11 protein-coding genes are annotated in these 13,054 nt (G+C 72.2%); 2 read left to right on the forward strand and 9 right to left on the reverse strand.

What is annotated here, in order from left to right; genetic code table 11:
* Nucleotides 1–35: 35 nt before the first annotated feature.
* The 6 genes from hflX to miaA form a co-directional block, all read right to left on the reverse strand.
* Complete coding sequence (gene hflX, locus ACYF6T_RS37490) at nucleotides 36–1,529, reverse strand: GTPase HflX (RefSeq protein ID WP_461702242.1); 1,494 nt, start codon at nucleotides 1,527–1,529, stop codon at nucleotides 36–38.
* A 145-nt stretch (nucleotides 1,530–1,674) separates the two neighbouring features.
* Nucleotides 1,675–3,213: a M1 family metallopeptidase gene (locus ACYF6T_RS37495; RefSeq protein WP_461702244.1), complete on the reverse strand. Its 1,539-nt coding sequence runs from the start codon at nucleotides 3,211–3,213 to the stop codon at nucleotides 1,675–1,677.
* A 97-nt stretch (nucleotides 3,214–3,310) separates the two neighbouring features.
* Complete coding sequence (locus ACYF6T_RS37500) at nucleotides 3,311–6,244, reverse strand: RelA/SpoT family protein (RefSeq protein WP_461702245.1); 2,934 nt, start codon at nucleotides 6,242–6,244, stop codon at nucleotides 3,311–3,313.
* Between the two features lie 277 nt (nucleotides 6,245–6,521).
* Complete coding sequence (dapF, locus tag ACYF6T_RS37505) at nucleotides 6,522–7,397, reverse strand: diaminopimelate epimerase (RefSeq protein WP_461702247.1); 876 nt, start codon at nucleotides 7,395–7,397, stop codon at nucleotides 6,522–6,524.
* 72 nt (nucleotides 7,398–7,469) lie between these two features.
* On the reverse strand, nucleotides 7,470–7,973 hold the full coding sequence (locus ACYF6T_RS37510; RefSeq protein ID WP_461702249.1) for a hypothetical protein: 504 nt from the start codon (nucleotides 7,971–7,973) through the stop codon (nucleotides 7,470–7,472).
* A gap of 108 nt (nucleotides 7,974–8,081) precedes the next feature.
* Entirely contained in the window at nucleotides 8,082–9,020 is a 939-nt protein-coding gene (gene miaA / locus ACYF6T_RS37515) for a tRNA (adenosine(37)-N6)-dimethylallyltransferase MiaA (RefSeq protein WP_461702251.1), read from the reverse strand.
* Nucleotides 9,021–9,202: 182 nt separating this feature from the next.
* Here miaA and ACYF6T_RS37520 point away from each other — a divergent pair, with 182 nt between their 5' ends.
* Together ACYF6T_RS37520 and ACYF6T_RS37525 are read left to right on the forward strand one after the other, a co-directional pair.
* Nucleotides 9,203–9,559: a hypothetical protein gene (locus tag ACYF6T_RS37520; RefSeq protein WP_461702253.1), complete on the forward strand. Its 357-nt coding sequence runs from the start codon at nucleotides 9,203–9,205 to the stop codon at nucleotides 9,557–9,559.
* A 31-nt stretch (nucleotides 9,560–9,590) separates the two neighbouring features.
* Entirely contained in the window at nucleotides 9,591–9,860 is a 270-nt protein-coding gene (locus tag ACYF6T_RS37525) for an antitoxin (RefSeq protein ID WP_461702255.1), read from the forward strand.
* Nucleotides 9,861–10,187: 327 nt separating this feature from the next.
* On the opposite strand, the gene ACYF6T_RS37530 is transcribed toward ACYF6T_RS37525, so the two are convergent.
* The 3 genes from ACYF6T_RS37530 to miaB form a co-directional block, all read right to left on the reverse strand.
* Nucleotides 10,188–10,901 carry a class III extradiol dioxygenase subunit B-like domain-containing protein gene (locus ACYF6T_RS37530; RefSeq protein ID WP_461702257.1) on the reverse strand — a complete coding sequence of 238 codons (714 nt, stop codon included), beginning with the start codon at nucleotides 10,899–10,901 and terminating at the stop codon, nucleotides 10,188–10,190.
* Nucleotides 10,902–10,911: 10 nt separating this feature from the next.
* On the reverse strand, nucleotides 10,912–11,190 hold the full coding sequence (locus ACYF6T_RS37535) for a hypothetical protein (RefSeq protein ID WP_461702259.1): 279 nt from the start codon (nucleotides 11,188–11,190) through the stop codon (nucleotides 10,912–10,914).
* Between the two features lie 66 nt (nucleotides 11,191–11,256).
* Nucleotides 11,257–12,783 (reverse strand): tRNA (N6-isopentenyl adenosine(37)-C2)-methylthiotransferase MiaB, encoded by a 1,527-nt coding sequence (miaB, locus tag ACYF6T_RS37540; RefSeq protein ID WP_461702260.1) that lies wholly within the window; start codon nucleotides 12,781–12,783, stop codon nucleotides 11,257–11,259.
* Nucleotides 12,784–13,054 lie beyond the last annotated feature (271 nt).

Raw genomic sequence — 13,054 nt, forward strand, 5'->3', positions numbered from 1 at the left:
CGGGCCTTCGGTCGTCGTGAGCGCTGTCGTGGGCGTCAGACCGCCGGTGCCGGCACGTACGGTGCCAGGTCCGCGGCCAGTTCCTCGTGCACCCGCACCTTGAGCAGGGTGCCCTCCGGGGTGTGCTCCTCGGAGATCACCTCGCCCTCGGAGTGGGCGCGGGCGACCAGCCTGCCGTGCGTGTACGGCACGAGCGCCTCGATCTCGACGGACGGCCTCGGCAGCTCGTTGTCGATGAGCGCGAGCAGCTCGGGGATGCCCCGGCCCGTGCGCGCCGAGACCGCGATGGAACGCTTCTCGACCCGCATCAGCCGCTGGAGCGTCAGGGGGTCGGCCGCGTCCGCCTTGTTGATGACGACGATCTCGGGTACGTCCGTGGCGCCGACGTCCCTGATCACCTCGCGCACGGCGGCCAGCTGCTCCTCCGGGTTCGGGTGCGAGCCGTCCACCACGTGCAGGATCAGGTCGGACTCGCCGACCTCCTCCATGGTGGAGCGGAACGCCTCGACCAGGTGGTGCGGCAGGTGGCGTACGAACCCGACGGTGTCGGCCAGCGTGTACAGGCGGCCGCTCGGGGTCTCCGCGCGGCGGACCGTCGGGTCCAGGGTCGCGAACAGGGCGTTCTCGACCAGGACGCCGGCGCCCGTCAGGCGGTTGAGCAGGGAGGACTTGCCCGCGTTGGTGTAGCCCGCGATGGCGACGGACGGCACCTTGTGGCGCTTGCGCTCCTGGCGCTTGATCTCGCGGCCCGTCTTCATCTCCGCGATTTCCCGGCGCATCTTCGCCATCTTCTCGCGGATCCGCCGCCGGTCCGTCTCGATCTTGGTCTCACCGGGACCACGGGTGGCGAGACCGCCGCCCTTGCCGCCGCCCATCTGCCTGGACAGCGACTGACCCCAGCCGCGCAGCCTCGGCAGCATGTACTGCATCTGCGCGAGCGCGACCTGCGCCTTGCCCTCGCGGGACTTGGCGTGCTGGGCGAAGATGTCGAGGATCAGGGCCGTACGGTCGATGACCTTGACCTTGACCACGTCTTCGAGGTGGATGAGCTGGCCCGGGCTGAGCTCGCCGTCGCAGATGACGGTGTCGGCGCCGGTCTCCAGGACGATGTCCCGCAGCTCGGTGGCCTTGCCGGAGCCGATGTAGGTGGCCGCGTCGGGCTTGTCGCGGCGCTGGATGACGCCGTCGAGCACGAGCGCGCCGGCGGTCTCCGCGAGGGCGGCGAGCTCGGCCAGGGAGTTCTCCGCGTCCTGCACGGTCCCCGTGGTCCAGACGCCGACGAGCACGACGCGCTCCAGACGGAGCTGGCGGTACTCGACCTCGGTGACGTCTTCGAGCTCGGTGGAGAGGCCCGCCACGCGGCGCAGGGCCGCGCGCTCGGAGCGGTCGAACTGGTCGCCGTCCCGCTCTCCGTCGATCTCGTGGCTCCAGGCGACGTCCTCTTCCATCAGGGCATCGGCCCGAAGACCCTCGGGGTAGGTGTGCGCGAAGCGCTGCGTGTCCTGGGAAGGGGATGAAGAGGAGGTCATTGGATCCTTACGTCGATGGGGATTCCGTCACTGGTCACAACGTACGAGTACCCCGGGAGATTCCCGGGACCCGTCTCGCCGACCGGACGATGGTCGCACGGTCCGGCGTGTCCCGTCATCGCCTTATTTCCCCTGGGCTCTCGGATCATTTCCCCTGGGCTCTCGGATGAGCCGTCTTGGCGGGCGCCGTCTGCTTCCAGTCCGGGTGACCCGGCATCGGCGGGGTCTTCTCGCCGTAGAGCCAGGCCCGGAAGAAGCCGCCGAGGTCGCGTCCGGAGATCTCCGTGGCGAGGTGCTCGAAGTCGGCGGTCGTGGCGGTGCCGTCCCGGTGCAGGCGCACCCAGTCCCGTTCCAGGCGTTCGAAGGCCTGTTGCCCGATCTCCTGGCGCAGGGCGTACAGGACGAGCGCGGCGCCGTCGTAGACGTTGGGGCGGAAGATGCCGATCTTCTGGCCGGGCGCGGGCGGCTTGGGCGCGGCAGGCGGTCCCCCGGCGGCGCGCCAGCGGTCGGAGGCGCCGTAGGCCGCCTTCATGCGCTCCTCCATGGGCCGGTCGCCCTTCTCCTGGGCGTACAGCTCCTCGTACCAGGTGGCGTGCCCCTCGTTCAGCCACAGGTCGGACCAGGTGCGCGGGCTGACGCTGTCGCCGAACCACTGGTGGGACAGCTCGTGCACCATGATCGACTCGACGTACCACTTGGGATAGGCGGGCTCGGTGAAGAGATCTCTCTCGAAGAGAGAGATCGTCTGCGTCTCCAGTTCGAAGCCGGTGTCGGCCTCCGCCATGAGCAGGCCGTACGTCTCGAAGGGGTACGGGCCGACCTTGCTCTCCATCCAGGCGATCTGTCCGGGGGTCTTCGCCAGCCACGGTTCGAGCAGCTCACGGTCCTTGGTGGGGACGACGTCCCGGACGGGGAGGCCGTGCGGGCCCTCGCGGTGCAGCACGCTGGAGCGGCCGATCGAGACCTGGGCGAGCTCGGTGGCCATGGGGTGCTGGGTCCGGTACGTCCAGGTGGTCGCCGTGCGGCCGACGCGGTCGGCGCCGGCGGGCAGGCCGTTGGCGACGGCGGTGTAACCGTTCGGCGCGGTGACCCTGAAGGTGAACATCGCCTTGTCGGAGGGGTGGTCGTTGCACGGGAAGACCAGGTGGGCGGCGTCGGCCTGGTTGGCCATGGCGAGGCCGTCCGCGGTACGCACCCAGCCGCCGTCGCCGTCCCCTGGGGCGACCGGGTCGCTGGTGTGCCGCACGGTGATCCGCGTCCAGCTCCCCTCGGGCAGCGGGTCCTCGGGGGTGACGACCAGATCGTCCCCCGCGCGCGTGTACGACGCCGGCTCGCCGTCGACCTCCACGGACTCGACCTTGCCGTGCGCGAAGTCGAGGTTGAGGCGGTCGAGATTCCGGGTCGTCCAGGCGTCGATCGTGGTGACGGCCTGGAGCGGCTCGCTGTTGCTGCCGGGATAGGTGAAGGAGAGGTCGTACGACGCCACGTCGTATCCGGGGTTGCCCAGGTAGGGGAAGAGGCGGTCACCGACTCCGAGCGGCTCGGCGGGGGCGCTCGCGGCGAGGAGGCAGACGGAGACGGCGGAGGCCAGCAGCGCGGAGGCTTTGATCCGACGGGGGCGAGGAAGGCGGGGGGTGAGGGGCGCGGAGGCGTTCAGACGGCGGGTGCGGGGGGTGAGCAGCATGCATCACCGCTACCAGCGCACGCGCGCGTGACGGCGACGGCGCGCGACCGGCCCACCCGAAGGGGTGGCTCGGGGCCGGGTCCGACGGGCACGCAGCTCACGCGCCCGGGGCCTGCGTGCGGTTGACGTCGTAGACGCCGGGGACGTTGCGCATGGCGCGCATGAGGCCGGGGAGGAGGGCCGCGTCTGGAAGCTGGACGGTGTACGTGTGCCGGACGCGCTGCTGGGAGGGGGGCTCGACGGTCGCGGAGACGATCTCGGCGCCCTCCAGAGCCATCGCCTCCGTGAGGTCGGCCAGGAGGTGCGGGCGGACGAACGATTCGGCGAGCAGGGTCACCCGGCACTCCGCCGTGTCCCCCCAGCGCACGTCGACCTCCGCGCGCCCCCCGCTCTTCATCCGCGCCACCGCGGCGCACTCGACGCGGTGCACGGTGACGACCCCGCCGCGTACGGAGAAGCCGGTGATCTCGTCGGGCGGTACGGGGGTGCAGCAGCCGGCGAGCCGTACGGTCGCGCCGGGCAGGTCTACGACGGCGTTGGCGGCGCCGTCGTGACGGGGCATGGGGGCCATGGGCGCGTGACGGAAGGCGGGGCCTTGGCCCCCTGAACCGGGCCGCGTGGCGGGTCCGCCCGAGCCGGAACGCGGGGTGGATTCCCGTGAGCCGGAACGCGGGGTGCGTGCCTCTGCGTCGGATCGGGGGGTGCGTGCCTCTGCGTCGGATCGGGGGGCGGCTCCGCCTGAGCCGGGACGCGGAGCTGCTTCTCCTGAGCCGCCGGGACGCAGGGCTGCTTCCCCCGAGCCGCCGGGACGCAGGGCTGCTTCTCCTGAGCCGCCGGAGTGCAGGGCCGCTTCGCCTGAATCCGAGCGCGGAGCCGGACCGGTCGTACCGGGGTGCGAAGCAGAACTGCCCGGGGCCGAGTGTGCAGCGCCGGGTCCGTCCGCGCCCGAGGGCGAGGCAAGGTCTGCCGAGCCGGAGTGCGAGGCACGACCGCCCGAGTCCGAACGAGGGGCAACGCCACCCGAGTCCACGTGCGGAGCAAGCTCGCCGGAAGCGGACCCGAAGGGTGCGTTGGCGGACGCAGCACCCGCGCTGGGGCTGCCGCTGGCGGACCCGTCCCCCGGCGCGGAAGCGTCCCGCAGGGAGCGCGCGGCGGCCGTGTGCACGCCGGAGCCCTGGAGGACCTCTCCGGCCGACTCCGCCGCACTGGCCTCGCCGGCCTCGCGGGTCACACCTGTCTCGCTGGCCTCTACGACCTCGTCACCAGTCCCTCGGGCCTCACCAGCTTCCCCAGGCCCCGCAGCCCCCTCGGCCCCAGACGCCGCAGCCCCGGCGCTCCCCGCAGCCCCCGAACGCGCGGTTTCAGCCCCCGCATGCGCCGCGCCCCCCGCATGCGCCGTCGCCCACCCAGCCGGAGCGCCTCCCTCCCCGTCGGCCGCCTCCGCCTCCCCGGTCGCCGGATGGGCCGCCAGCCACCGCTGGATGGCGATCCGCGCGGCCGGCGTGTGGGCGTGCTCCAGCCACTCCCTGGACGGCTCGGAGGCCGGGTCCTGGCCCATCAGGAGCTGGACGGTGTCGCCGTCCCGCAGCACCGTGCTCAGCGTCGCCAGGCGGCCGTTGACGCGAGCGCCGATGCACGCGTGCGCGTCCTCGCCGTACTGGGCGTACGCGGCGTCGACGCAGGTGGCGCCCTCGGGCAGGCCCAGCGTGCCGCCGTCGGGGCGGAAGACGGTGATCTCGCGGTCCTGGGCGAGATCCTCGCGCAGGGTCGACCAGAAGGTGTCGGTGTCGGGCGCGGCCTCCTGCCAGTCGAGCAGGCGGGAGAGCCAGCCGGGGCGGGTCGGGTCGACGCGCTCGCCGTCGGCGGGGTCGTCGGGCGCGGGCGCATACGGGTTGCCGAGCGCGATGACGCCGGCTTCGGCGACCTTGTGCATCTGGTGGGTGCGGATGAGGACTTCGGCCACCTGGCCGTCGGCGCGGGCGACCGCGGTGTGCAGCGACTGGTACAGGTTGAACTTGGGTACGGCGATGAAGTCCTTGAACTCCGAGACCACCGGCGTCATACAGGTGTGCAGCTCGCCGAGGACGCCGTAACAGTCCGCGTCCTCGTTGACCAGGATCAGCAGCCGGCCGAAGTCGGCGCCCCGCAGCCGGCCGCGTTTGCGGGCCACGCGGTGCACGGAGACGAAGTGCCGGGGCCGGATGAGGACTTCGGCCGGGATGTCGGCGTCGCGCAGCACCGCGCGGATCTCGTCGGCCATCTCGGCGAGCGGGTCGTCGGCGCGGGAGGCGTTCTCGACGATCAACTCCCGCGTGTGCTCGTACTCCTCGGGGTGCAGGATCGCGAAGACCAGGTCCTCCAGCTCGGTCTTGAGCGCCTGGACGCCGAGCCGTTCGGCGAGCGGGATGAGGACGTCGCGGGTCACCTTGGCGATGCGGGCCTGTTTCTCGGGGCGCATCACGCCGAGGGTGCGCATGTTGTGCAGCCGGTCGGCGAGTTTGATCGACATCACGCGGACGTCGTTGCCGGTGGCGACGAGCATCTTGCGGAAGGTCTCGGGCTCGGCGGCGGCGCCGTAGTCCACCTTCTCCAACTTCGTGACGCCGTCGACGAGATAGCGCACCTCGGCGCCGAACTGCTCGCCGACCTGATCGAGCGTCACGTCGGTGTCCTCGACGGTGTCGTGCAGCAGAGAGGCCGTCAGGGTCGTTGTCTCGGCGCCGAGTTCGGCCAGGATCAGGGTGACCGCGAGGGGGTGCGTGATGTAGGGCTCGCCGCTCTTGCGCATCTGGCCGCGGTGCGAGGACTCGGCCAGCACATAGGCGCGGCGCAGGGGTTCGAGGTCGGCGTCGGGGTGGTGGGCGCGGTGGGCATCGACGACGTGGCCGATGGCGTCGGGCAGCCGGTCGCGGGCGGCGGGGCCGAGCAGGGCGGCCCGGCCGAGGCGGCGCAGGTCGATCCGCGCCCGCCAGCGGGCCGCAGGTCCTGTGACCGGACCTGGGGTCGCGGGGTTCGTGGCCTCCGCACTCATGGGCACCTCCGGCTGCTGGACCGGCGGACGGGGTGCCCCAGGGCGGACACGGCTCAAGGGGGTGGCATCGAATCCCCCGTCCGGGCCGGTGCTTGATGCTACCGAGCCCATCACGTGCGCCTGACCGCCTCTCGCCGAGCGTGAAACGGATCACCCATTCGAGCGAAGGTTTGCAGGTTTACGGTGTCGCTCAGCGTGACACGAGAGGTCACTCGCCGCGACGAAGGACGTCACCGACCGTGACAAGCGGTCCCCTGCTGTCTGACGTCGACCCGGCTCAGCGGGCGGCGCCTTCCAGCCATTCCGCGTCGATCTCACCCTCGGCGACGATCACCGCGGGCCCGGTCATCTCGATCTCGCCGTCCGGCCGCTCGGTGATCACCAGGGTGCCGCCGGGCACGTCGACGGTGTACGTCACCGGGGTGCCGGTGACGGCCGGGTCGATCCCGTCGCGGCGGGCGGTGGCCACGGCGACGGCGCACGCGCCCGTGCCGCACGAGCGGGTCTCGCCGGAGCCGCGTTCGTGCACGCGCAGGGCGACGTGCCCCGGGCCGCGGTCGACGACGAACTCGACGTTCACACCGTCCGGGTAGGCCGACGCCGGGCTGAACGGCGGCGGCGAGTACAGGTTCCCGGCGTGCGCGAGGTCGTCGACGAAGGCGACGGCGTGCGGGTTGCCCATGTTCACGTTCCGCGCGGGCCAACTCCGGTCGCCCACACTGACGGTGACGTCCCCTTCGGGGAGGCGCGCCTTGCCCATACCGACCGTGACGGCGCCGTCCTTGGCGATGTGCACGGTCTTCACGCCCCCGCGCGTGGCGACGGCGAGGTCGCCCTCGTCGACGTGCCCGGCGCGCTGGAGGTAGCGCGCGAAGACGCGTACGCCGTTGCCGCACATCTCCGCGATCGAGCCGTCGCCGTTGCGGTAGTCCATGAACCACTCGGCCTCGGCCGCCATGTGCCGCGCCTCGGGATGCGCGGCGGACCGCACGACGTGCAGCAGCCCGTCACCGCCGATGCCCGCCCGGCGGTCGCACAGGGCGGCGACGGCGGCGGCGGGCAGGTCGATGGTGTTCTCGGGGTCGGGAACGATCACGAAGTCGTTCTCGGTGCCGTGACCCTTGAGGAAGGCGATGGGCGTGCGCTGGCTCATTCCTCGATCCTACGGTGCACCTGCGACAGCGATCCTACGGTGCACCTGCGACGGCGCCGAAAAGCACCGCCCTCACCTAAGGCGGGCCACTCTCCACACGGCGAGTACGACGACCGCGGCCACCACCACGACGTAGGCCAGGACCACCCGCCAGTCCGGTCTGCAGCCGGAGCCCCGCTGCGGCAGCCCGGGCCACGTGTAACCCACGCGGCGTGCCGCCATCATCCCCCAGCCGGCCGCGCACGAGCAGATCAGCAGGCCCAGCATGGCGATCACGGCCCCGCTGTCGCCGAAGTCGAAGGCGAGCGGGAAGGCGAACATCAAGGAGCCGACCGCGGCGAGGGCGACGATGGGGGCGAGCTGCCAGATGCGCAGACGGCGCTGCGGACGCAGCTCGACCTCGACCTCCGGGCCGCCCGCGAACATCTCCTCGGGCTCGGGGCCGTCGTCGGTCACACCGCCCTGCAGCTCGTCGGACTCCTCGGAACCCAGAGGCCCTGGGTCCTGCTCCGTCTCACCGATGTCGGCGGTACGGGGCTCGGTGCCTTGTGCAGTGTCGCGAGGGCCGGCCTCCATCGCCACGCGCCCTCCCAACTAGGACTCCACTTGGTCGATCGAAGCTCGATGATGGCATGGCGCCGGAGGCCCGGACGGCGGCCGGAGCGTCCCGATGCCATGACGTGATCAGGCTGTAACCGGTCGTTCGACCAACGCCAGGGCGAGGTGCGGAAGTTCTGTGACATCCGCCGCAGCCCCACTCAACCAGTGCACCCGCGGATCGCGCCTGAACCATGAATCCTGGCGGCGCGCGAAGCGCTTGGTGGCACGCACGGTCTCGGCCCGCGCCTCCTCCAGCGTGCACTGACCCGCGAGCGCCGCGAGGACCTGCTGGTAGCCGAGCGCGCGAGAGGCCGTACGCCCCTCGCGCAGGCCCTGCGCCTCCAGCGCGCGCACCTCGTCCACGAGCCCCGCGTCCCACATCCGGTCGACCCGCCGGGCGATGCGCTCGTCGAGCTCGGGGCGGGCCACGTCGACGCCGATCTGGACGGTGTCGTAGACCGAGTCGTGGCCGGGGAGGTTGGCGGTGAAGGGCCGGCCGGTGATCTCGATCACCTCGAGGGCGCGGACGATACGGCGGCCGTTGCTGGGCAGGATCGCCTGCGCGGCCTCCGGGTCGGCGGCGGCGAGCCGCGCGTGCAGCGCGCCCGAGCCGCGCAGGGTGAGCTCCTCCTCCAGCCGGGCCCGGACCTCGGGGTCGGTGCCGGGGAACTCCAGGTTGTCGACGGCGCCACGGACATACAGCCCGGAGCCACCGACGAGAACCGGCCAGCGGCCCTCGGCGAGCAGGGCGTCGATCCGGGCGCGGGCCAGCCTCTGGTACTCGGCGACGGAGGCGGTGACCGTCACGTCCCAGATGTCCAGGAGGTGGTGCGGGACGCCGCCGCGCTCCTCGGGCGTCAGTTTGGCGGTGCCGATGTCCATCCCCCGGTAGAGCTGCATGGAGTCGGCGTTGACGACCTCCCCGCCGAGGTGCTGGGCGAGGAAGACGCCCAGATCGGACTTTCCGGCCGCGGTGGGTCCGACGACGGCGATGACGCGGGGGGCGGGGGGTGCGGTGCTCACCGCACCAGTCTCGCAAACCCGCCGAGCTCTCCTCGAACGAGTTACGTGACGGCGTGCGGGCGGGGTCGTTGCCGTTGCGTGGTTCCCGCCGCCGGGTTTCGGAAGGCGGCGACCCGGGCGGCGCAACCTGACGCACCGGGCGACGCGGGATTTCCCCTGCACGAGTAACGTATGGAGTGGATATGGGCGTTTTCGCACGACTTCTCCGGAGGTCGGAGGCCACGGAGGAGGCGCAGGCCGCCGAGACGCAGACGGCCGAGGAGCCGGTCGCCGAGGTGTCCGCCCCGGCGCCGGTGACCGAGCCCGCGACAGCGGCGACCTCTAAGCCGGCGGAGACGGCGGAGGGTTCGACCGGAACCGACGGCACGGACTACACCGACCGCACCGGCGACACCGGCGACACCGAGGAGCGTGCCTGCGTCGAGGTGCCGAGCTCGGACGCCCGGCAGGTCGTCTCGGGCGACGGTGCCGGGATTCCCCAGCAGCAGTCCGCTGCCGAGGCGGCCGACAGCGAGGCCGGTGAGGACGCCCGCAGGTAATCGCCCGCAAGGGCGCCAGGGAAGGTGGACCATGGGTCTCCTGGACAATTTGAAGGCCAAGCTCGCCCCGGCGAAGGACAAGGTGTCGGACCTCGCGCAGCAGCACGGGGACAAGATCACGCATGGTCTCGACAAGGCCGCGAAGGTCGTGGACGAGAAGACCAAGGGCAAGTACAGCGACAAGATCCAGACGGGGACCGGCAAGGCCAAGGGCGCCATGGACCGGCTCGCGCACAAGGACGGCACGCAGACGGACCGCACGATGCCCACACCGCCGGAGGCCCCACCACCGGCCCCCTGAACCAGCGGCCCGGCACACCGACGGCACACCGACGGCACACCGACGGACGGCCGAGGAGCCAACCCCTCCCGGCCGCCCGCGGCTCCCGCCGAGGCCGGCCCCGCTCACCTCTCCCCGCCGACCGCCGCACCGCAGCCGACCTCAGTCACCCCTCCCCCGCCGACCACCCCCGCCGCAGCAGCCGCCCCAGTCACGCCCTCCCCGGCACCGCTCTCACCACTGCGCCCCTCTCACCGCAGCGCCCCTCTCACCACGGCGCCACCCTCACCGCGGCGCCATGCTCACCCCGAGGACGCCCTCCCCCAGCCTCCCTCTCCGCCACACCGCCTAAGACCAGGCCGCCACCACATACCCCACCCCGTACGGCGCGTCCTCGAAGAGCAGCGCCCCGGTGAGGTCGGTCCCCTCCGCCGCGCCCGCGAGGACCTGCCAGGGGGCTCGGCCCGAGACCTTGAGGTCGTAGGCCAGTTCGGCGTCCAGTGCCTTGAGGGCGTCGACGTCCGCCGCCCCCAGCGCCCGTGCGACCTCCGCGTCGAAGGGTGCCGCACGCTCGTCGAGGTACCCCGGCGCCTTGAGCGTGCGGCACGCGCTGGCGTCGCCCATCACCAGCAGCGCCACCCGCTCGGCCCGCCCCGCGATTTCCCTTCCGACTTGGATACACCGCTCGGCCTCCAGCGGTTCCCCGACGCCGAGTCCCTCGATCGGGGCATCCGACCACCCGACGCGCTCCAGCAGCCACGCGGCGACGGCGAGGGAGGGCGGCAGCGGGCGTTCGGCCGCGTCTCCCTGGTCGGCGCCCAGCCGTACGTCGAGGTCCACGCCGAAGCCCCGGAAGGAGCCCGGCGTGCCCTGCGGGTGGGTGCCGCGCCCCTCGGGTTCGGCGGGCCCGACCACCACCAGCAGGTCGGGCCGGGACGCGGCGAGCACCCCGAGCGCGTCCGCGCACGCGGCCCGCGCGCCCTCCAGTTCGGGCGCGGCGCCGGCGGCGACCTCGGGCACCAGGAGGGGCGGACAGGGGCAGACGGCGGCGGCGACAAGCATGATCAGGAGCCTACTGCCAGGGCCTGGACACGGGGTCACTGCTCCACGCGAGTTCGGCGAGCCGGTACACCACGCGCAGGGTGGACACCATGCCCTGGATGCGCGCGTAGTACGCGTCGCCGTCCCCGAAGCGGTACACCTCCCGGCTCTGCTGACGCAGGCTCGCGCGCGGCCGGTGGGTGCAGGCGATCTCGTACAGGCGGGCACGGGCCCGCTCCGGCGTGTCCTCGAAGTGCGCGACCTCGTCGACCTTGTACTGCTCGCCGTATCCGTACTGAACGAGAACCACCCAGCGCGCCATGCTCCGCCCCGCCTCCCCGCCGGCTCCGCCCGTCGCGAGGAGTATGGCGTGCTCTCAGTGCGCGGCGCAGCCGCCCGTCGCCGCCGGCAGCGGTTCCGGCACGCCGATCTTGGGCAGCCCCAGCATCACGCCCGTCGGCTTCGCCGTCTCGGCCGCGGTGCGCTTCTCCCAGGCGTCGCCCGCGCGCGTGCGCCGCACGTCGAGGACGGCGCCCTCGGCGAGGAGGTGGTGCGGAGCGGCGTAGGTGATCTCGACCGTGACGACGTCGCCGGGGCGCACCTCCTGCTCGGGCTTGGTGAAGTGGACCAGGCGGTTGTCGGGGGCGCGGCCGGAGAGGCGGTGGGTGGTGCCGTCCTTGCGGCCCTCGCCCTCGGCGACCATCAGCTCCACGGTGCGACCGACCTGCTTCTTGTTCTCCTCCCAGGAGATCTCCTCCTGGAGGGCGACGAGACGCTCGTAGCGCGCCTGGACGACCTCCTTGGGGATCTGGTTCTCCATGGTGGCGGCCGGGGTGCCGGGCCGCTTGGAGTACTGGAAGGTGAAGGCCTGCGCGAACCGGGCCTCGCGCACCACGTGCAGCGTCTGCTCGAAGTCCTCCTCGGTCTCCCCGGGGAAGCCCACGATGATGTCGGTGGTGATCGCCGCGTGCGGGATGGCCGCGCGCACCTTCTCGATGATCCCCAGGTAGCGCTCCTGGCGGTAGGAGCGGCGCATCGCCTTCAGGACGGTGTCCGACCCGGACTGGAGCGGCATGTGCAGCTGCGGCATGACGTTCGGGGTCTCGGCCATGGCGGCGATGACGTCGTCGGTGAAGTCACGGGGGTGCGGGGAGGTGAACCGCACCCGCTCCAGGCCCTCGATCGTCCCGCACGCCCGCAGCAGCTTGCTGAAGGCCTCGCGGTCGCCGATGTCGGAGCCGTACGCGTTGACGTTCTGCCCGAGCAGCGTGATCTCGGAGACGCCCTCGGCGACCAGGGTCTCGATCTCGGCGAGGATGTCGCCGGGGCGGCGGTCCTTCTCCTTGCCGCGCAGGGCCGGGACGATGCAGAAGGTGCAGGTGTTGTTGCACCCGACGGAGATCGACACCCAGGCGGCGTACGCGCTCTCGCGGCGGGTCGGCAGCGTCGAGGGGAACGCCTCCAGCGACTCCGCGATCTCGACCTGCGCCTCCTCCTGCACGCGCGCGCGTTCCAGCAGGACCGGCAGCTTGCCGATGTTGTGCGTCCCGAAGACGACGTCCACCCACGGCGCCCGCCGCACGATGGTGTCGCGGTCCTTCTGCGCCAGACAGCCGCCGACCGCGATCTGCATGCCGGGCCGCTGGGCCTTCTTCGGCGCGAGGTGGCCGAGGTTGCCGTACAGCTTGTTGTCGGCGTTCTCGCGTACCGCGCAGGTGTTGAAGACGACGACGTCGGCGTCCCCGTCCGAGCCCTCGGGGGCGCGCACGTAGCCGGCCTCTTCGAGCAGCCCGGACAATCGCTCGGAGTCGTGGACGTTCATCTGGCACCCGTAGGTACGGACTTCGTAGGTCTTGGGTGCGGGAACGTCCACTGCCGGGCTCCGGTCGCTGCTGATGGTCATGCGTCCAAGGGTAGGCGCTGTCGGAGGGCACTCTCTCCCGGTTCCCACCGCCGCCGGTCGCGGTTGCCTCCCTCCCTTCTCTTAGTGCTTACTTCACATCTTGACGGAAGTGGTCCGTACCAATAACTTCACCGGGCGACCCACCCCCCACGAAAGGCCGCCCCTTGCCATGGCCAGAGCCAGATCGATCCCCCTGTCCGCCGCCCTGGTGGCCACCGTCGCCGCCTCCCTCCTCGCCGCCGCCCCGGCGCACGCCGCCGCCTCCGCGCTC

Source organism: Streptomyces sp. 7R007 (assembly GCF_054850255.1).

Excerpts from the sequence above, each read along its gene's own strand:
- hflX (WP_461702242.1), bottom strand. The coding sequence starts at position 1,529 with ATGACCTCCTCTTCATCCCCTTCCCAGGACACGCAGCGCTTCGCGCAC.
- ACYF6T_RS37495 (WP_461702244.1), bottom strand. The coding sequence starts at position 3,213 with ATGCTGCTCACCCCCCGCACCCGCCGTCTGAACGCCTCCGCGCCCCTC.
- ACYF6T_RS37510 (WP_461702249.1), bottom strand. The coding sequence starts at position 7,973 with ATGGAGGCCGGCCCTCGCGACACTGCACAAGGCACCGAGCCCCGTACC.
- miaB (WP_461702260.1), bottom strand. The coding sequence starts at position 12,783 with ATGACCATCAGCAGCGACCGGAGCCCGGCAGTGGACGTTCCCGCACCC.
- ACYF6T_RS37500 (WP_461702245.1), bottom strand. The coding sequence starts at position 6,244 with ATGAGTGCGGAGGCCACGAACCCCGCGACCCCAGGTCCGGTCACAGGA.
- dapF (WP_461702247.1), bottom strand. The coding sequence starts at position 7,397 with ATGAGCCAGCGCACGCCCATCGCCTTCCTCAAGGGTCACGGCACCGAG.
- ACYF6T_RS37520 (WP_461702253.1), top strand. The coding sequence starts at position 9,203 with ATGGGCGTTTTCGCACGACTTCTCCGGAGGTCGGAGGCCACGGAGGAG.
- ACYF6T_RS37525 (WP_461702255.1), top strand. The coding sequence starts at position 9,591 with ATGGGTCTCCTGGACAATTTGAAGGCCAAGCTCGCCCCGGCGAAGGAC.
- ACYF6T_RS37530 (WP_461702257.1), bottom strand. The coding sequence starts at position 10,901 with ATGCTTGTCGCCGCCGCCGTCTGCCCCTGTCCGCCCCTCCTGGTGCCC.